Genomic DNA, 18131 nt, shown 5'->3' with positions numbered 1-18131 from the left:
CCAACCTAGATATAGGTTAAGCAATAGGCCTGGGGTTTCTGAAATGAACTATTCCAAATATTCAACTGCTCCCATAGAGTCAGTTTAGAAAAATAGTCTAGCCTAAACGTCTAACTCTGCCGTGGATCGTTAGGCCAGACAAACACTAAGGTTGTTCCCTTCAAATCAATGAGAGAGATGTAATTAACGGGTTGTTCATCAGCTGAATAAACACCATAAAAAGGATGACCACCGTATAGACCTTCCTCGACCTGGCTCATGCCTGCACTGATGAGAGCCTGTCCCAATCCTTCTCGGCTGACAAGATCAATATTTCTAGCAATCTGCTTGAAGGATACTTGAGGCAGGGGTAAATACGTGCCGTTTACGATACTTTCTGTGGTGAAGAATGCGGCGGGCTCAACAACATTTTCCACAGCTTTACTGCGGAATCTGAGGTCGATTGGATCCGTTGGATCAATGGTTAACCATTCACTGGTGATGTCAAAATTGTTGGTTCCGTTGTTGGGGTCAGTCCCCAGAAACTGACTTAGACTGCTATTGAGAGACGATTGTTGAGCAGGATCAAACCCAAATGATGGCTCCTCTTCTTCAAACTCTGCAAATTCCTCGTCGAATTCTTCCTCAAACTCTTCCTCTTCAATAATTTCTTCTAGTTGCTCAGGTACCTCGGTGAGTACGGGGGGAGCTACAACGGGGGCCGGTGGTGCTTCAGGAGTCGGTGCTTGAGGCTCTTCTGGTGGAGGTGGTGCAGGTTCTGCTGGAGCTAAGATATCACTGAGGCTGACAGCTTCGATGGTGACTTCCTCTTCAGGTTCTGTCTCTACAACGTCTCCTATTTTGGGTGCTGATAAATCAACAGCTGGGAGCACCAGTAAAATAACGTGTGCTCCCAATGCTATCCACACAACTGGGCGTTTCAGAAAAATGACTCCGTAGGTTGAAAGTTGTATCGTGACATAGGGGAGCGCTCGAATAAATAACATTGGTTGCATGGCAAGACTTTTGGCCATAGAGACCAAATTCTTGCGAGATTCGGAGGGAGCAACACTAACCATGTTCTGGAAAATTAGGGAGCGAACACTCAGGAAACCTTGGAGGAGCGAACATTCCCCCAAGGCAAAAATGGTTGATGCACACTGAGCGTGTGAAAGTTGCAAAGGACCTGCCACAGGGGAGAATACACCCTATGGCAGGAATCAAAAACTCACTAATGACTGAGACTAGTTGAAGATAGTATTTGCTTCAGCGTCGTAAGCTTCGAGAGTGGCGTCAGTTGCTGCGTCGGGTAAGGGGACGTAACCTACATCTAGGATGAGCTCACCAGCGTCGGCCTGCTCAATATAGAACTGTACGAAGTCAGCAACACCACTATCAGCATCAGTCAATGCCGCAGCATTGACGTAGATGAAAATAGGACGACCAAGGGGCTGGTAGATATCCGCCTCAACGTTCTCTACAGTGGGCTCAACATACTCGCCAAGCTCTTCGTTTAAGATGCTCACTGACTGCAGAATGTCTGAATTCTCTGCGAAGTAAGCCAAGCCGAAGTAACCAATGGCATATTTGTCACCAGCGACACCACGTACCAGGATGTTGTCGTCTTCACTAGCAGTGTAGTCAGCACGGCTAACACCACCATCACCATTGACTTCATCGGTAAAGTAGTCAAAAGTACCAGAATCAGTACCAGGACCGAATAGACTAATTTCTTCATCAGGCCAGGAAGGATCAATCTGATTCCAACGAGTAATAGTGCCTTCAGCAGGGGCGTCCCACATAGTGTTTAACTGGGCAACAGTCATCTCAGTTGCCCAATCATTTTCCGGGTTGATAACAACTGTCAGAGCATCATAGGCAACGGGGACCGCGATGTACTCAATGCCATTAGCAGCGCAAAGCTCTTTCTCTGTATCTTTGATAGGCCGAGATGCGTTAGAGATAGCAGTCTCACCAGCACAGAATTTCTTGAAGCCACCGCCAGTACCGGAAACACCAATAGTGATAGATGCAGGATTACCAGCGAGGGCGTACTCTTCAGCCATCGCTTCTGTGATGGGAAAAACAGTACTGGAACCATCGATAGCAATATTCTGAGCAACTGCAGATGTCGCAGTGACAGCACTAGCAGCAACAACTGTAGCTACAGTGCCAAAAAACTTAGCGAACTTAACCATAACAACACACTCCGTGGCTATTTGTTCAGGCCACGAAAAAATGTAGCTATACAAAATTAAGGCTCGCTAATTGGTTTATTAAGACACAATTTCCATTTGTTTAAGACAAGGTAAACACTAAAAATAAGCTTAATGTGGAGAAAATGGCCTATCTTTTAGAGGGAATTCTGAGGAAATGTTTGACGAATATTTTGTCAATTGAATTTGAACTTAATTCTAGAGTAAAAAGCTGTATCCAACATTACTTTTGGGTGAAATATTAGAGAAACTCATAAACTAAGCTGGATAGTTCTGTTGATGTTTGAATCAGTGCCTATGTTCCAAGCACATTAAAAAATGTTCGGTCAAATGAACGTCCGGATTGTAAAATTCTGGTTGCCTTAGATGGGTGGTAAAGTCCTGTATCTGTTATATCTGTTGGCGATTGTGACCGAATCTATGTGACCGAATCTAACTTAGGGGCGTCACTCTAATGACAAGCAAACCTATGCCCTTGAAAGTCTCTAAACTTTTCCTTCAAAATATTTGTACCAAACAGCATTGCCGATGACGGTGAGGAGCAGAATGCTGCCTCCACCTAGTAACGCCAGGGTAGGGTTATAGCCACCACGCATAAGATTCTCCATCCATACATTTGTGGTGGCAGAGGGTGAGACCCGATTGGCTAAAAATGGAGTGAGGTAAATCAGAGCACCCCCGCTAAGGAGCCAACCCACCATAGATGTGAGTAGAAAAACAGTTTTACCTCTAGTTTGGGTGCTCATAGAAAATCTCTTTAAAAAATATTAAGTGGCTAAAGGAGTGCCGCTCAAACATGCACCAGATAAGGTGGCACCATCAAAATTGGTATTGTCCACACAGGCACATAACAGATTAGCTTGGGTGAAATTAGCTCCTCTTGCAACAGCACCGCTAAGATTGGCTTCTTCCAAGTCAGCGCTTGATAAATCTGCTCCAGCTAGATTTGCATTGCTTAAATCAGCATTGCGTAAAATACAGCTTGCTAAGTTTGCGCCTCGTAAGTCAGCTCCTCGTAGATCAACTGCCGTTAGGTTGAGATTACTCAAAACGGCCCCCGCTAAAAAAGCACCAGCAAAGCTGGCATTTGTTGTCTCTGCTTCCAGTAAGACGGCCCCACGCAGGTCGGCATTTCGCAGATCGGCTGCCACCAGGTTGGCACCCATCAAGTCAGCCCCACGTAAATTGGCACGAAGGTCTGATTCTTTGAGCATTGTGCCGCTGAGGTTAGCTCCTTGCAAATTGGCTTGGGCTAATTTTGCGCCGCTAAGCTCTATTCCTGCCAAATCTGCACCCATCAGCTTTTTTTTCTGTCCTTGCAGAATAGCCTCAATTTCTGATGGGGTCATGAAGTAACCTCCTTAGATATTGCTGGGTGTTTCTTTTCAGTGGCTGGGGGTTTCAAGTCCTCAAGCCAAACGGTGGGTTGTTGGCTTGGGCGTTCCGGCAGCTGTAACATGCCGATTTCTGCTAAGCGGACGACGGTGCTCAACGACTCGACCAACTTCGGATCAAAGCGTCGATCGCTATGGTTTTCGCAGGCCGTTAAGGCATCTCCCAATGACATGGCAGCCCTATCGCCTCTAGCCTCGGTTAACTCTTGAAAATATGAGACTAGACCCAAAATTCGTGACTCAATGGGAATTTCTTCAGCTTTTAAACCATCGGGCGTGCCGCTACCATCCCAATACTCCAATTGATGAGTGACAATGCGACTGATGGGGGCCAATTCAGGCATGGAGGACAGGAGCTGGCCGCCTAGAGCAGCGCGATCGCGCCAGAACACCAAACTGGCTTTATCTAGCTGAGCCGCAGTTTGTTTAAAAATTTCCTTGGGGGCTTCGGCGAGGCCAATGCGGAATAGTAACCCAGCTAACCGTAAGCGGCGAAGTTGCAACGTAGGTAAGTCGAGCAACTGGCCTAGAGTCTCGGCTAGGGCTGAAACCTGAAGTGATGCGGTAGGGTTAGCTACATCCCGCTCGTCAATTTTTTGAACCATTCGCAAAAAAGCCTGGAGCTTATTGGCGGCCAAGTTGCGATTAAGTTTAGAGGCTTGTCCCTCTAATTCCCATAGTTCACGGGTTTGGCGACTGACGGTGACTAGCTGTTGCTGACTACTCTGTAGATAATTAACAATGCGTGCAACCACGCCACTTAGGTCCGTGGAGGTATCTGATGGATTATTGCTAAGTCTGTTGTAGTGGTCCATCAGCTGATCAGCGAGGGCAGGCGAGTAGGGCTGCATTCGCTCGATCAATATTTTGGCTGCTGCTTCTACAGGGCCACGGTCAAAGGTCCACAGACCGTAGAACTTACGCTCAGCATCTGTAGTGGGTATGCTGTCGCTACGGTACTCGTCGTCAGACAGCTCATGACATAGAACCATGGAGGCATACCCCGGTGCCAAAATAATCAGGTTCCATTCTTTGGTCAGGCTGTCATCCTTCTGTAAGTTCACCATGTCCACATTGTCGAGTTGACTGGTGGCATGGTCACCAAAACCACTATCTGGGACAGCTGCGATCGCAACTTGCTGAGAGCAATGAGCAATATCTCTGTAGCGCTCGGCTTCCTGTAGATACCATTTCCCCTGTTGGAAAGTCACCAGCACGAGTGGTTGATCATTTTCTGAATGTTCCAGAATATGATCTTCTAGGGCATGACAAAGGGCCACCAGCGTATTTTTGAAATAAACCCCATAACTGGATGGCATTTGCCCTTCAGGCAAAATGGTTTTGAGTTGATTAAGGGTCGCCTCAGAGTTCATAGAAAGACTCTTAGTGAATCAAGTCAGCTAGTGAATCAAGTCAGCGTCTGCTCCCAGAATAAAGAGCTAGCGCTATTAGCTCCGAACTCCTATCAGATGGAGCTTATCCAAAAAGTATCTAAATCTATTACCCATGATTTCATACTTTGATGAAAAGCGTGGCAAGTCTGATACAAGTTGTACCCGTTATGCAGGAAAGGATGTGCTCTGGGGGTGGTGATGTGGGGTAAGCGCCGTTGCACGCGTTTAGAAAATTGCTTTTTTTGTTATGAAAATTTTAACCCAAGCGCTGGTTTGAAAACGGGCTGGGGTGATTGTTGGATAATGCTTTAAAGGGGCAATATTGATCGTTTTTGTGATGAAACGATACAAAATAGGTGGCTGAAATAAGTGAAAGTACTTACCTTGTATAAAGGTTCAACTAGTTACGATTAGTGGACCTTACTAAAATCGAGTGAAAGCCTATGACTACGATAACCCAAGAACAGACTTGTTCCGTATGCGGCGTGAAGGTTGTGGATGACGTTGTGCAATTTTCCAATGGCTCCACCGGTACCCGTGCCCGTCTCTATGCCAGGGTCTGCCAGTATGCTAAGAAGCCTGAATGTATCAATCAAGATAAGGAGCTAATTGGTGAAGTTCTGCAGGAGGATGGCTTTATGGAAGCCCCCAATATTAATTTTGGCGGCTAACCCAATCGCTCTGCTACCTGTTTAAGCCGCTTTAACTGGGCTGCCATATCCTGCTTAGTCCAGTTAGCGGCAAATTGATTGAACCCAAATGCCACTAATGGGTTAGGAATTTCAAATTCGAATCTATTGAGCAGGCGAGTTCCTGATGCTTCTGGTACACATTCCCAGCGGTCTTTGCCTGTGAAGAACCCTGTAAATGCCCACACCACCAAGCCGGGACGACGCTCCACCACTGTGCTGATTAAGCTGGGCTGTAAAAGGGGCACTTGAATGATAAATCGAGTCTGGCTGTTAAGCTCTGTACTCCAGGTTTCACCCATGGGTTCACACCGGAGGGCGGGGTTAAGCCATTGATGCATGAGGGTGCGATCGCAAATACAGCGTTCAACCGTTGTAGCGTTGGCATGGATAAAAATTGACTGCTCAAAAACACCCATATAAAGCAAAAAATGATCGGTAGAGGATAAGCACTACCGATCATTCTGACCTATTTTTTCTTACTTATTTTTTATGGGGAACAGGCAACCCTAATGGTGGTGATGGGCGTGATGGTGTTCTTGGCTGTGGCCCTGGTCACCACCATGGTGACCATTATGATGATGTTCGTCGTGGTGGTGACCATTGTGATGATGATGCCCGTTATGAGCACTGTCATGGTGGTGCCCTGAAAAATCCTCCGCAAGCAGGGCTCGTTGACTTGGATGGACAACGGTGCCTTGCTCGCCTATCAGATCTGTAATTAACCCGTCAACCCAGCCAGCGGCCATAGCGGCAAAGTCATCATTGTCGTTGACACAGGGCATTTGGACATAGGTGACATCAGGTCGCTTGCGACGTAGATGGCTGATAATGTGCTCTACATCCAATAGGGTTTCATGGTTTTCGGTGACAAAGCCAATGGGCATGAAGACGACTGCTGTAGCACCCAGATCCATCAGGTTTTGGGCTGCTAGGGTCACATTGGGCTGGGTCCACTCAATCATGGGGGTATCGTGATTGAGCCAACCGATGGAAATCAGCGGATAGTTATAGATCAGTCGTTCCCTGACTGCATCGTAGAGCAGCTGGCTCTCTGTAATGCCAGAGGTAAATCCCTTAGCTTTGTGGGGGCAGCCATGGTTCATCAGCACGATGCCGGTTTGGGACGGTAGGTGAGCAACGGCCAGATGCTGCTGAATTTTGTTCGTTACCTGACGGGCGAGCAACTCAATATAGTCTGGTTGGTTGTAAAAGGACGGCATGTAGCGGGTATTTTTCAGCCAATGGTTGTCCTCACCTGTAAAAGTCTGTGCTAAGGCCTTGTTAACCTGTTCTACGGCAATGCCGCTGGTAAAAATGGAATCCACCACTAGCAAGGGATAAATCAAAAGCTTGGTAAATCCCTGGGACTGAATTTCTGCCAAGACCTGTTGGGGTAAATATGGAGCGCAAAAGTTAAATGCTTTAAAGACGCTAACGCGCTTTCCCCACTTGGCTTGTAAGTGATGTTCAATGCTCTCACGCTGACGCTCAAAAATTGAATTGTGGGGTGAAATAAAGTGATCGTGCTGATGGTCCCATTCGTGGCGATCAAACAAGGCTAACAGCTTAGCGAGTGGGGGATAAATCCAAGTGGGGACGGGGGCAAATTTTGCTGTTAATAGGTTGAGGGCTTGTTCGTTGTAGTTGGCAAAGTCTTCGTAACTTTCTACTTCGCCATATCCCATGAGCAATACTGCTACGCGATCGTCAGTGGTGCTTTGGTCTGGGGTAGATAAAAGTGTGCGTGGAATCGCAACCATAAAAAGTGAGCCTCGAAGGTGAGTTAGCCGTCCACTGGACGACCTTACGGTAACGCACCTGAATATCAGACCCTGCACCCATTGTAAGAATTTAAGACTCCTGAGATGAATTGATACGTAGCTATTGCTATCTGTTAAGTCTTACGTTGTTGTGTGCCATGGTTGTCAGCGATGGTCGCGTTTACCACTTCGCTTTAGCCTGGTTCAATCGCACCGTTAATCACTCCATAGCCGTCTACGTTCAGACCCCTTGAGTCGCTGGTGGGTATCCCGTAGCAGTGTTGGGATATCTAACTGTTCTGGGCAACGGGGTAAGCAGTCGCCGCAGTCGGTGCAGCGATTACCTTTACGTCCCGGAAACCAGTGGCCCGCTCGTTCAAACATGCCGTAGCGGTATTTCCCAAAGTTCGTCATGTCGTAGGCGATGGCCAGATTTCTAAGTCTGAGTACTTCCGGAATGTTGATGGCTTCTGGGCAGGGCAAACATTCATAACACTGTTTGCATTGCTCAGTACCCAGATTTGCCTGGGTTTGGGCCAGGTGCTCTAAGCGAGTGCATTCTTGATGGGTGAGGGGTTTTGTGTTGTCAGCGACTTGCAAGGGCCAGTCAAGCTCGGTGGGCACAGCTGGGCCTACGCTTAGAGTGGTGACGCGCGGATCACTTAGCAGCCAGCGATAGGTGAGCAACAGTGGGTCAAATGGCTGACACAACTGCTTGAGTTTGTCTGATGGGGTGTAGAGCTGGCCACCTTTGTCGGCTGGGGAAATGATGAAAATACCCAGGTCTCTTTGATGGGCTAGCTCAATGGCGGCGGCGTTGCGCTGATTAAAGAAGTAGTAGTGCAGGTTAATAAAGCTGATGATGGGAAGTGCGATCGCACCCATCACCACATCTAATGAGCCATGACTAGAGGCCCCCACATGACGTACTCGACCGTCAGCCATTACCTGGGTTAACCCTGGTAACATCGACTCCACCTGCTGTAGATGCTCCAGTGTATTCACCCCGTGTACAGCCAGGCAGTCAACGTAGTCGGTTGCCAAGCGTTCTAGCGACTCATCCACGAGCCGTTCCACCTCGCTACCTGGCAGCAATTTGGTAGTCAAGATGAGCTCAGACCGATTCAAGCTGCTAAGGGCCTGACCAATATAGTATTCGCTTTGACCATATCCCCGGGCAGTTTCAATGTGATTAATTCCCAGATCGACTGCAGCCGCCAAAACCTGGTGTAAAGACTCTGCATTGTCTAGACAGCGCATAGTGCCTAGGGAAAATACAGATAGATTTAATTCGGTTTTACCAAAGCGTCGATAGTGCATGGGGCAGCATAGGCTTTAACCCAATAATTATCAGACCTATTGGTTAGACGAGCGCCCCTTCTGAGCAAAATCTGATGGGCTTAGGTTTGAAACAAAATCTCGGAATGCTTCCTTCTCAGCTTCATCAGCTTCACGGTCCACTGGAATTGAAGCGTCAGCAATCACCTCTTCCATCACCCAGATAGGCGCTCCCATCCGCAGGGCAATGGAAATAGCATCGCTAGGGCGAGAGTCAAGCTCTTTGGTGACCTCCCCTTGTTTGAGGGTCATCGTGGCATAGAACGTATTGTCCTTTAATGAATGAATCACCACACGATCTAGCGCCAGTTCCCAGTCATCTAGCAAATTGGCAAATAAATCATGGGTCATAGGACGCACAGATTCTTCGTTTTCCAAAGCGACTATAATTGCGCGGGCCTGCTCATTAGAAATAAAAATAGGCAGTGCTCGTCGTTCGGATGCGTCACGCAGCAAAATCACAGGGTTTCGCGAAACCGCATCCAGTGCAATGCCAGCAACTTTCATTTCGATCATGGATATTAATCCTCTTGGCTCCGCAGGAATCTAACCCAATAACTAGAATGTAACACTTGAAAATTATCTAAACTGTGTCAAACTGTCTGGGACATATGACGGTTGGGGCTTAAAAGGTGTTGTTAGAGAACGTCTTGGCTAATGGGTTGGTAAGTAATATTCCATTTCTAAGCTAAAAGAGTCCTTTCAGCTTGTTGGCCCATGAATAAAAATCTTTATTTAGAGTCTAAAAATCTTTATCTAGGCAATCGATTCTGTAACGTCTACACATATGCCATAAGGCTATAATGCCGCGATAATTTCACCTTTGCCAACTGGCTAATAGTGCTTCGTACACCCACTCTGTCACTAACATCATCATAAGAATGTGTTTACCGGACTAATTCAAGCTTTAGGAAAGCTTCAAACCCTAGACAATGATCGCTTACAGATTAGTGGTCTTGATGTTTCTAGCCCTATCATGGCGGATATTTCCCTGGGGGATAGTATCGCCGTAGACGGTGTTTGTCTGACGGTTGCGACTATTTTGCCAAAAGGGTTTGTGGTGACCGCATCTCCTGAAACGTTAGAACGATCAACCTTGGGGCATATTCCCCCGGAGCGACCTGTCAATCTGGAATCTTCCCTACGGGTAGGGTCCAAAATTGGTGGCCATTTTGTAACTGGTCACGTTGATGGTCAGGGGTATGTTGGTGAAATTATTAAAACTGATAGTGCTTGGGAAATCAGCTTTACGGTTCCCAGAAGTCAAGTGGCACGCTACATAGTCCCCAAAGGCAGCATTGGTGTTAACGGCATTAGCCTAACGGTTGCAGACTGTAGCGCATCGGGTGATTGGTTTAAGGTGGCTGTCATTCCAGTTACCTACGATGCAACGAATTTGCAATATCTACAGCCTAATGATGCCGTCAATTTAGAAGGCGATATCCTCGGTAAATATGTGGAGCGATTTACCCAGCCAGCGAGCACAGTTGGCCAGTCAGACATTTCTCTCGATTTCTTAGCTGAACATGGCTATGGGTAAGAACTCTGGTTGATATGAGTTGGTTGATATGAGTTTTTGGCTAATAAGTTGTAGCTCGCTGAAAGCAACTGGTGTTCTCTTAAGTTAAGGGCAATAAAGCGTATCTTTGGTTGCTCGTCCAGTAACCGGATTGACGCCTGTAGCAACTTCACAGAGCATGTCGTTGGTTTTGACATCCAGATCGACATCTGTAAAGTCTGCACCTTCTATGTTTGCTTTACGAAAATCAGTGCTAAACGCGTAAGCACCCTCAAAAATTGCGTTTTTAAGATTAGCTCTAATAAACCGGGCTCCATCCAGAGTAGCGCCACTCATATCGGCACTTTCTAGGTTTGCTTTGGTTAGGTTGGTGTCAAATAGGCGCACACCGCGCAAGTCTGTATTGCTCAGGTCTGCTTCTGCCATATCGGTGCTGGTGTAGTTATTACCGCGTAAATCTTGGCCAGCAAAACTTTGCTGCCGCAGACTCTGCCGATCATAGTTTTTTGCTTGGGCTGTATTGGGCCAGCTTAAACACATTACACCTACCAACAGACAGCTCAGCAGCCAGCGTTTCCAACAAACAGAGCTCAAGTACCTCATAACTTAGCGATCGCAACATTACTAACCATGCATTTTAAAGCCGTTTAAGCACCTGTGACTATGGCTTAGCCATTTTACAGATAGCCCTCCAAACATAAAAAGCCTCTGCCTTTGAGCAGAGGCTTTTTATAAACGATTTTTAGACTAAGGCCTAGTCTAGATCGTTCATGCCCAGTACTGCTTCGTTTTCACGGTCAATACCCTTCTCGAAACCACCAGCAGCAGCACGAGCGCGGCCCGCATGCCATAGGTGACCAACCAAGAAGAAAAAGCCCAGAACGAAGTGAGACGTAGACAGCCACTGACGGGGATTCACAAAGTTAACAGAGTTAATCTCAGTGATAACGCCACCTACAGAGTTGATGGAAGCGTTAGGTGCGTGAGTCATGTACTCAGCAGCACGACGTACCTGCCAAGGCTGAATATCATTCTTAAGCTTATCTAGGTCAAGACCATTAGTACCACGAAGGGGAGATAGCCAAGGACCATCAAAGTCCCAGAAACGCATAGTCTCACCACCGAAGATGATCTCACCAGTAGGAGAGCGCATCAGGTACTTACCAAGACCAGTAGGACCTTGAGCAGAACCAATGTTGGCACCCATACGCTGGTCACGAACCAAGAAGGTCATTGCCTGCGCCTGAGAGGACTCAGCATTAGTAGGACCGTAGAACTCACTGGGGTAAGCGGTGTTGTTGAACCACACATAGCAGGAAGCGATAAAGCCCATCATGGACAATGCGCCCAAGCTATAGGAAAGGTAAGCTTCACCAGACCAGATAAAGGCACGACGTACCCAGCCGAAAGGCTTGGTTAAGATATGCCAGATACCACCGGAGATGCAGATTAGACCAATCCAGATGTGGCCACCGATGATGTCTTCCATGCTGTTAACGCCGACAATCCAGCCGTTACCACCGAAGGGAGCGCCAACCAAGTAGCCCCAGATAACAGCAGGGTCAAGGGTGGGGTTAGTGATAACACGAACGTCACCACCACCAGGAGCCCACGTGTCGTAGACACCGCCAAACAGAGTGGCTTTGAATACGAGCAACAGAGCACCACAGCCTAGAAGAATCAAGTGATAACCAATGATGTTGGTCATCTGATTCTTATCCTTCCAGTCTTGTTGGAAGAAGTTGGAGTACTCCTCAAGCGTCTCAGGACCACGAACGGCGTGATAAACACCGCCTAGACCTAGAACTGCAGAAGAAATCAGGTGAAGTACACCAATGACAAAGTAGGGAAATGTATCAACAATTTCACCACCAGGACCTACACCCCAGCCAAGGGTGGCCATGTGAGGCAGTAGGATGAAGCCCTGCTCATAAAGGGGCTTCTCGGGCACAAAGTGAGATACCTCAAATAGAGTCATCGCACCGGCCCAAAGGACGATAAGACCAGCGTGGGCAACATGGGCACCCAGGAGCTTACCGGAAAGATCAATCAGACGAGCGTTACCAGACCACCAGGCAAAACCTGTGGATTGCTGGTCACGACCCGAAATGTAATTACTAGAGAGCGTTACCACGTGGCAGTACCTCTTCGGGGAATACAAACTTCTCGTGGGGCTGGTCCTGAGGAGCCATCCACGCACGAATACCTTCGTTAAGCAAGATGTTCTTGGTGTAGAACGTTTCGAATTCAGGGTCTTCCGCGGCGCGGGTTTCCTGGGAGACAAAGTCGTAGGCGCGGAGGTTCAAGGCGAGACCGACGATGCCGACGGCACTCATCCAGAGACCGGTGACGGGGACGAATAGCATGAAGAAGTGCAACCAACGCTTGTTGGAGAAAGCGATGCCGAAAATCTGAGACCAGAAGCGGTTCGCCGTCACCATGGAGTAGGTTTCTTCCGCCTGAGTGGGTTCGAAGGCGCGGAAGGTGTTAGCGCCTTCGCCATCTTCAAAGAGGGTGTTTTCCACGGTGGCCCCGTGGATGGCACAGAGGAGTGCGCCCCCGAGGACGCCGGCAACGCCCATCATGTGGAAGGGGTTGAGGGTCCAGTTGTGGAAGCCTTGCAAGAAGAGCAAGAAGCGGAAGATAGCGGCCACACCGAAGCTGGGAGCAAAGAACCAGCTGGACTGGCCGAGGGGGTACATCAAGAACACGGAGACGAAGACAGCGATGGGAGCTGAGAACGCAATCGCGTTGTAAGGACGTAGCCCGACGAGTCGAGCGACTTCAAACTGCCGGAGCATGAAGCCAATCAGAGCGAAGGCTCCATGGAGAGCAACGAAGGCCCAGAGGCCGCCGATTTGACACCAGCGAACGAAGTCACCTTGGGCTTCGGGTCCCCACAGCAAGAGCAGGGAGTGGCCCATGCTGTCCGCAGGAGACGAAACCGCAACTGTCAGGAAGTTGGCACCTTCCAAATAGGAAGATGCGAGTCCATGGGTGTACCAGGACGTAACAAAGGTGGTACCAGTGAGCCAGCCGCCAATGGCCAAGAAGGCACAGGGGAACAGCAGCAAACCGGACCAACCAACAAAGACAAATCTATCGCGCTTGAGCCAGTCATCGACGACGTCGAAGACGCCTCGATCGGCTCCAGCACGGCCCATTGCAATGGTCATCTCAAATCCTCTTAGTATGGCATCAAGTCCTATAGATAAAGGGTTGGGAATATATAAACAACCCTTTGAGGACATGGGGATGTCACAAGCACCCACCCATAGGATGGCCGTAATCGCCATCAGGTAGGATCTTGGCCTGTACTTTATGATAAATAGACTTTCGTTTTTTTACAATCTGTCACGTACTTCTCAGATTTGGCAGAATCTCAAAATGACGAGACCAAGGGAGCTTGAGCTATTTTCTGAGAATATTTTGTAAATTTTTATGTCAAGTTTAGGGGCGTTTACCTGATAAAGTCATCATTTGCGCTTCTCAGAAAGCCAAAGACATCATATAAATGCATCGTATTTTATAGTTTCGATCCGATTATCTTCGGTAGGGTACAGGGTGAGCTACAGCGTAAGGTTAACTTTGCCTATGTATCGATAGGGGGCTCCTCAGTCACTGCTCTTATGTATCAGAACACTTCGCTCAGAATGATACGCTAGATGGATGATTAGTTTCAGATGGGTGGTTAAGCCACTGTCTGAAGGGTTAGGAGATACTAAAAGTTCAGCGCATGTATAATTCGAGCGTCATCGGCGGTAGTGTCAGTATTTCTGGTAACCGTCTGTTTATATATGAGGTCAAAGGCCTAGGCTCAATTGCCGGGAGCATAGCACCCGTGCGTCAGAGCGGGAGCACCTTCGTTACAGTCCCTTATCAGCGTATGGCCGAAGAAACGCGGCGCATCATGCGTATGGGGGGTGAAATTGTTAGCATTCGTCCAGCAAATGGCGATATGCCAACCGTGCCTGTGGCTCAAGTAGCACCTGCAGCAAAGAAACCCATGGCCGAAACCAAAGCTAAAGCTAAGAAACCCGGTGCTAATGTACCGATTAATATTTACAAGCCCAAGACGCCTTACCTGGGTGAATGCCTATCCAACGAAGCCCTAGTGGCAGACGGTGGTATTGGCCTCGTTCAGCATATTAAATTTGATCTGTCTGAAGGTGATTTGGCCTATGTGGAAGGCCAAAGTATCGGTATCATTCCTGAGGGTACTGATGAGAATGGTAAGCCCCATAAGCTGCGGTTATACTCCATCGCATCTACTCGCCATGGGGATGATGTAGACGATAAGACCGTATCCCTTTGCGTTCGTCAGCTTACCTATAATCATCCTGAGAGCGGTGAAACGATCAACGGTGTTTGCTCTACCTATCTCTGTAATCTAGAGCCTGGTACAAAGGTAAAGATTACTGGCCCTGTTGGTAAAGAGATGTTGTTGCCTGACGATCCTGATGCCAAGGTGATCATGATGGGGACAGGGACAGGTATTGCTCCTTTCCGTGCCTATCTGTGGCGCATGTTTAAAGATAAAGAGCGTGAAGCAAATCCTGACTATACGTTTAATGGATTTGCCTGGTTGTTCTTTGGTGTGCCTAAGACGCCTAATATTCTGTATAAGGAAGAGCTGGAAGAGATGCAGGCCCAGTATCCTGACAACTTCCGTTTAACCTACGCCATTAGTCGTGAGCAGCAAAACTCCGAAGGTGGTCGTATGTATATCCAGCACCGTATTGCCGAGTACGCTGATGAACTTTGGAGTCTGATTCAGGAGGAGAAGACCCATGTTTACATCTGCGGTTTGCGCGGTATGGAAGGCGGTATCGATGAGGCGTTAACAGCAGCAGCGGCTAAGACCGGTACTGATTGGACTGATTACCGTAAAGGTATGAAGAAAGCCCATCGCTGGCATGTTGAGACTTACTAAGTCTTACTGACTTGGTCGGGTAGCAACATCCAAATAAATATTATGTAAAAGCCAGGTGAGTCTGACGGTTCCCTGGCTTTTACAATAATTTGTGGTAAATCGAGCGGGATAGCACATTGGTTTTCAAGGTTGGATTATTGGGTCTGGGTACGGTAGGCACTGGTACGGCCAAAATTTTGTTAGACGCGGCCCAGCGTCATCCGTTGCTACAAACCTTAGAAATTCATAAGGTGGGTGTACGTTCTTTGGATAAGCCTCGGTCAGTTAATTTACCAGAGATGTGTTTAACCACTGACCTCGAAGCAATAGTGACTGATCCCGATATCGATATTGTGGTGGAAGTCATTGGGGGATTAGAGCCTGCTCGGTCACTGATTTTGGAGGCGATTGAGGATGGCAAGCACGTGGTGACGGCTAATAAAGCTATCATCTCTCGATATGGGAATGAGATTGCTGAAGCTGCCAAAAAAGCGGGTGTGTACGTGCTCTATGAAGCGGCTGTAGGTGGCGGAATTCCTGTTATTCAACCGTTGCAGCAGGCGCTTGGGGTAAACCGGATCGATGCGGTCACTGGCATTATTAATGGAACCACCAACTATATATTGACTCGCATGCAGTCAGAGGGGGGGGACTTTGCTCCGATTTTGGCGGATGCTCAGGCCCTGGGCTATGCAGAGGCTGACCCGACTGCTGATGTAGATGGTCTAGATGCAGCTGATAAGATTGCCATTTTGGCGTCCATTGCCTTTGGAGGAAAAATCCGCCGCGAGGATGTCTTTACGGAAGGTATTCGCAATGTCAGTGCATCGGATGTGGATTATGCGAAAACCTTAGGATTCGTGATCAAGCTGCTTGCGATCGCAAAACAAAACCCCAACGCTGACACTATCCAACTCCGTGTTCACCCTACACTAGTACCGCTCAAGCATCCCCTAGCCAGTGTCAACGATGTTAACAATGCAGTACTCGTTGAAGGTGACCCCATTGGCCAAGTCATGCTCTACGGGCCAGGTGCAGGAGAAGGTCCTACCGCCAGTGCCATCGTGTCGGATGTGATGGCCATTGCCGCCACTCTCCACATGGAGTCTCCGGCTGAAGAAAAACTACCGAATCCGCTGTTAAGCCATGCCTACAGCGACTATAAGACCATTAGTCCGATGGAGGAATTGGAAAGTCGCTTTTACCTGCGGCTAATGGTGAAGGATCGGCCTGGAGTCATTGGCCATTTAGGCGAAATTTTTGGTAGACATCATCTGAGTCTCGAATCCATCGTGCAGATTGGTTTGCAGGACAGTTTGGCAGAACTCGTGATCGTCACCCATGAAGTGCGGGAAGGCGAGTTCCAGAAGGCTATTGCTGTTCTCAAAGATTCAGCGGATGTGGATTCCATTGCCAGCGTTTTGCGAGTTTTGGGATAGACAGAACGTCTGTGCGATGGAAGATAAGGCGTTTGAAGCTGTTCCTGGGGACGTTCTGTATACGTGGATATTGCAGGCTCGATCTGATGCCCAAAAAAACAATGTCCCTTTGTACGAGGTGGACTGGTTTTTGCAGGGAGTTAGCAGCCTGAGCCCGTCGGAACTAAGCTTAGGGCTGTATCGAGATCGGGTTGTGCCTTTGCGGCATTCACTGGATTGGTTAACTCAGCAGTGGCAGCGCCGTTTGACCGAACGAGTACCGGTGCAATATCTGGTGGGTGAGACGCCGTGGCGGGATTTAATGCTGACGGTGACACCAGATGTGTTAATACCTCGGCCTGAAACGGAGCTGATGGTGGAGATTATGCAGGCGTGGGTAAAGCAGAACAAAAATCTTCCAGAGCCTATGGTTTGGGCTGATTTGGGGACAGGGAGTGGGGCGATTGCGATCGCAATCGCCAAAGCCTTCCCCGATGCCCAGGTACTAGCTGTTGATATTAGTTCAGAGGCTTTGCAGGTTGCTCGTCAAAATGCCCAGCGCAATGGAGCTAACAATCTTGAGTTTCATCAAGGCAACTGGCTTGAGCCGTTAAGGGATTGGCGTGGCAAGTTGTCTGGTGTGATTACTAATCCGCCCTATATTCCAAGTCAGATGGTGCTGGATTTAGAGCCTGAAGTCACTAACCATGAACCCCATCGGGCCTTAGATGGTGGAAATGATGGGTTAGAGGATATTCGTCTGCTCATAGCGAAAGCTCCAAAATTTTTGCAGCCCGGTGGTCTGTGGTTGACAGAACATATGCAGGGACAGGCGCAAACCATTGCCGCTATGCTGGCAGCTACAGATATCTATAAGGACATTCAGATTCACCCAGATTTAGCTGGCATTGAGCGATTTATCTCAGCGACATTTAGTCCTTGGATCCCGGCAATGTTGAAACCAGCTAGAGTTTTTAAGTAATCCAACATGCTCATAAATCATGGCATCAGCTCCAGTAGAACTTTCGGCCTATGATCTTGAATGGCCCGCCAAGTTTAAAGCTGAAAAAGCCTTCTTGATAGAGGTCATTGGTCATTGGCTTTGGGGCAGTGTTGAGCATGTGGGCAGCACTGCCGTGTCAGGCCTTTTGGCAAAACCAGTGATTGACATCATGTTTGGGGTGAAATCGCTGGAGGTTTCAAGGCCAGCAATTGATGTGTTGACCAGGAACGGCTATCAATATTTTCCCTATAAACCGGATGTCATGCATTGGTTCTGTAAACCATCCGATGCTGTGCGGACACACCACCTCCACTTAATTCCCTATGAAAGTGAGCTGTGGCAAGAGCGAATTCGGTTTCGGGATTTGCTTCGTTCTAACCGTGCGATCGCTAGCGACTACGCTGCCTTAAAACAGGCGTTAGCTGAACGTTATCACTATGATCGCGAGGCCTATACCCAAGCAAAATGGCCCTTTATTCAACGAGTTTTGGAGATGGCCAAATAAT

General features: G+C 48.2%; 18 protein-coding genes. 6 read left to right on the top strand and 12 right to left on the bottom strand.

Going from position 1 to position 18131, the window contains the following annotated elements:
* Nucleotides 1-110: 110 nt before the first annotated feature.
* The 5 genes from QGP82_RS02285 to QGP82_RS02265 all read right to left on the bottom strand — a co-directional run bounded on the left by QGP82_RS02285 (nucleotide 111) and on the right by QGP82_RS02265 (nucleotide 4962).
* Nucleotides 111-1058, bottom strand: a complete 948-nt coding sequence (locus QGP82_RS02285) for a hypothetical protein (RefSeq protein ID WP_499056899.1) — start codon at nucleotides 1056-1058, stop codon at nucleotides 111-113.
* A gap of 165 nt (nucleotides 1059-1223) precedes the next feature.
* Nucleotides 1224-2177, bottom strand: a complete 954-nt coding sequence (locus QGP82_RS02280; protein WP_163702262.1) for a PstS family phosphate ABC transporter substrate-binding protein — start codon at nucleotides 2175-2177, stop codon at nucleotides 1224-1226.
* A gap of 503 nt (nucleotides 2178-2680) precedes the next feature.
* A complete protein-coding gene (locus QGP82_RS02275) occupies nucleotides 2681-2941 on the bottom strand; it encodes a hypothetical protein (RefSeq protein ID WP_163660441.1) in 261 nt (86 codons plus the stop codon).
* Nucleotides 2942-2962: 21 nt separating this feature from the next.
* A complete protein-coding gene (locus QGP82_RS02270; protein WP_499056897.1) occupies nucleotides 2963-3544 on the bottom strand; it encodes a pentapeptide repeat-containing protein in 582 nt (193 codons plus the stop codon).
* On the bottom strand, nucleotides 3541-4962 hold the full coding sequence (locus tag QGP82_RS02265; RefSeq protein WP_163702267.1) for an HD domain-containing phosphohydrolase: 1422 nt from the start codon (nucleotides 4960-4962) through the stop codon (nucleotides 3541-3543). Before QGP82_RS02265 ends, QGP82_RS02270 begins: the two co-directional genes overlap by 4 nt.
* 464 nt (nucleotides 4963-5426) lie before the next feature.
* Between QGP82_RS02265 and nblD the strand changes: the two genes are divergently transcribed.
* Nucleotides 5427-5654 (top strand): NblD family protein, encoded by a 228-nt coding sequence (gene nblD / locus QGP82_RS02260; protein WP_163660435.1) that lies wholly within the window; start codon nucleotides 5427-5429, stop codon nucleotides 5652-5654.
* Here nblD and QGP82_RS02255 read toward each other — a convergent pair.
* The 4 genes from QGP82_RS02255 to QGP82_RS02240 all read right to left on the bottom strand — a co-directional run bounded on the left by QGP82_RS02255 (nucleotide 5651) and on the right by QGP82_RS02240 (nucleotide 9289).
* A complete protein-coding gene (locus QGP82_RS02255; protein WP_163660434.1) occupies nucleotides 5651-6091 on the bottom strand; it encodes an SRPBCC family protein in 441 nt (146 codons plus the stop codon). The genes nblD and QGP82_RS02255 overlap by 4 nt on opposite strands.
* A 90-nt stretch (nucleotides 6092-6181) precedes the next feature.
* Complete coding sequence (locus QGP82_RS02250) at nucleotides 6182-7435, bottom strand: ferrochelatase (RefSeq protein ID WP_499056893.1); 1254 nt, start codon at nucleotides 7433-7435, stop codon at nucleotides 6182-6184.
* A 216-nt stretch (nucleotides 7436-7651) separates the two neighbouring features.
* Nucleotides 7652-8755: an aldo/keto reductase gene (locus QGP82_RS02245; protein ID WP_499056892.1), complete on the bottom strand. Its 1104-nt coding sequence runs from the start codon at nucleotides 8753-8755 to the stop codon at nucleotides 7652-7654.
* A gap of 36 nt (nucleotides 8756-8791) precedes the next feature.
* Nucleotides 8792-9289 (bottom strand): bifunctional nuclease family protein, encoded by a 498-nt coding sequence (locus QGP82_RS02240; protein ID WP_163670608.1) that lies wholly within the window; start codon nucleotides 9287-9289, stop codon nucleotides 8792-8794.
* A 367-nt stretch (nucleotides 9290-9656) separates the two neighbouring features.
* On the opposite strand from QGP82_RS02240, the gene QGP82_RS02235 reads away from it, so the two are divergent.
* Nucleotides 9657-10313 carry a riboflavin synthase gene (locus tag QGP82_RS02235; protein ID WP_499056891.1) on the top strand — a complete coding sequence of 219 codons (657 nt, stop codon included), beginning with the start codon at nucleotides 9657-9659 and terminating at the stop codon, nucleotides 10311-10313.
* Nucleotides 10314-10397: 84 nt separating this feature from the next.
* Here the strand turns inward: QGP82_RS02235 and QGP82_RS02230 are convergent, their stop codons facing one another.
* From QGP82_RS02230 to psbD, 3 genes are all read right to left on the bottom strand, one after another.
* Entirely contained in the window at nucleotides 10398-10832 is a 435-nt protein-coding gene (locus tag QGP82_RS02230; protein WP_225920346.1) for a pentapeptide repeat-containing protein, read from the bottom strand.
* 214 nt (nucleotides 10833-11046) lie between these two features.
* Entirely contained in the window at nucleotides 11047-12426 is a 1380-nt protein-coding gene (gene psbC, locus QGP82_RS02225; protein ID WP_163670610.1) for a photosystem II reaction center protein CP43, read from the bottom strand.
* Nucleotides 12410-13468 (bottom strand): photosystem II D2 protein (photosystem q(a) protein), encoded by a 1059-nt coding sequence (gene psbD, locus QGP82_RS02220; protein ID WP_006518024.1) that lies wholly within the window; start codon nucleotides 13466-13468, stop codon nucleotides 12410-12412. Before psbD ends, psbC begins: the two co-directional genes overlap by 17 nt.
* A gap of 560 nt (nucleotides 13469-14028) precedes the next feature.
* Between psbD and cpcD/petH the strand changes: the two genes are divergently transcribed.
* The 4 genes from cpcD/petH (at nucleotide 14029) to QGP82_RS02200 (ending at nucleotide 18130) form a co-directional block, all read left to right on the top strand.
* Nucleotides 14029-15225, top strand: coding sequence for a bifunctional rod-capping linker CpcD/ferredoxin--NADP reductase PetH (gene cpcD/petH / locus QGP82_RS02215; protein WP_163664766.1), 1197 nt, complete (start codon nucleotides 14029-14031; stop codon nucleotides 15223-15225).
* A gap of 116 nt (nucleotides 15226-15341) precedes the next feature.
* A complete protein-coding gene (locus QGP82_RS02210; protein ID WP_163664768.1) occupies nucleotides 15342-16643 on the top strand; it encodes a homoserine dehydrogenase in 1302 nt (433 codons plus the stop codon).
* Nucleotides 16603-17604, top strand: coding sequence for a peptide chain release factor N(5)-glutamine methyltransferase (gene prmC / locus QGP82_RS02205; protein ID WP_499056889.1), 1002 nt, complete (start codon nucleotides 16603-16605; stop codon nucleotides 17602-17604). Before QGP82_RS02210 ends, prmC begins: the two co-directional genes overlap by 41 nt.
* Before the next feature lie 19 nt (nucleotides 17605-17623).
* On the top strand, nucleotides 17624-18130 hold the full coding sequence (locus QGP82_RS02200; RefSeq protein WP_499056888.1) for a GrpB family protein: 507 nt from the start codon (nucleotides 17624-17626) through the stop codon (nucleotides 18128-18130).
* Nucleotide 18131 lies beyond the last annotated feature (1 nt).

It is taken from the genome of Leptothoe sp. LEGE 181152 (assembly GCF_032906605.1).
Lineage (GTDB): Bacteria > Cyanobacteriota > Cyanobacteriia > Phormidesmidales > Phormidesmidaceae > Leptothoe > Leptothoe turfae.
The sequence above is the reverse complement of the archived record's forward strand: the minus strand, read 5'-3'. Positions and strand labels throughout refer to the sequence as shown.

What these genes read in the sequence shown, in the direction of transcription:
- QGP82_RS02285 (WP_499056899.1), bottom strand. Translation starts at nt 1,058, where the DNA reads ATGGTTAGTGTTGCTCCCTCCGAATCTCGCAAGAATTTGGTCTCTATG.
- QGP82_RS02280 (WP_163702262.1), bottom strand. Translation starts at nt 2,177, where the DNA reads ATGGTTAAGTTCGCTAAGTTTTTTGGCACTGTAGCTACAGTTGTTGCT.
- QGP82_RS02275 (WP_163660441.1), bottom strand. Translation starts at nt 2,941, where the DNA reads ATGAGCACCCAAACTAGAGGTAAAACTGTTTTTCTACTCACATCTATG.
- QGP82_RS02270 (WP_499056897.1), bottom strand. Translation starts at nt 3,544, where the DNA reads ATGACCCCATCAGAAATTGAGGCTATTCTGCAAGGACAGAAAAAAAAG.
- QGP82_RS02265 (WP_163702267.1), bottom strand. Translation starts at nt 4,962, where the DNA reads ATGAACTCTGAGGCGACCCTTAATCAACTCAAAACCATTTTGCCTGAA.
- nblD (WP_163660435.1), top strand. Translation starts at nt 5,427, where the DNA reads ATGACTACGATAACCCAAGAACAGACTTGTTCCGTATGCGGCGTGAAG.
- QGP82_RS02255 (WP_163660434.1), bottom strand. Translation starts at nt 6,091, where the DNA reads ATGGGTGTTTTTGAGCAGTCAATTTTTATCCATGCCAACGCTACAACG.
- QGP82_RS02250 (WP_499056893.1), bottom strand. Translation starts at nt 7,435, where the DNA reads ATGGTTGCGATTCCACGCACACTTTTATCTACCCCAGACCAAAGCACC.
- QGP82_RS02245 (WP_499056892.1), bottom strand. Translation starts at nt 8,755, where the DNA reads ATGCACTATCGACGCTTTGGTAAAACCGAATTAAATCTATCTGTATTT.
- QGP82_RS02240 (WP_163670608.1), bottom strand. Translation starts at nt 9,289, where the DNA reads ATGATCGAAATGAAAGTTGCTGGCATTGCACTGGATGCGGTTTCGCGA.
- QGP82_RS02230 (WP_225920346.1), bottom strand. Translation starts at nt 10,832, where the DNA reads ATGTGTTTAAGCTGGCCCAATACAGCCCAAGCAAAAAACTATGATCGG.
- psbD (WP_006518024.1), bottom strand. Translation starts at nt 13,468, where the DNA reads ATGACCATTGCAATGGGCCGTGCTGGAGCCGATCGAGGCGTCTTCGAC.
- cpcD/petH (WP_163664766.1), top strand. Translation starts at nt 14,029, where the DNA reads ATGTATAATTCGAGCGTCATCGGCGGTAGTGTCAGTATTTCTGGTAAC.
- prmC (WP_499056889.1), top strand. Translation starts at nt 16,603, where the DNA reads ATGTGGATTCCATTGCCAGCGTTTTGCGAGTTTTGGGATAGACAGAAC.
- QGP82_RS02200 (WP_499056888.1), top strand. Translation starts at nt 17,624, where the DNA reads ATGGCATCAGCTCCAGTAGAACTTTCGGCCTATGATCTTGAATGGCCC.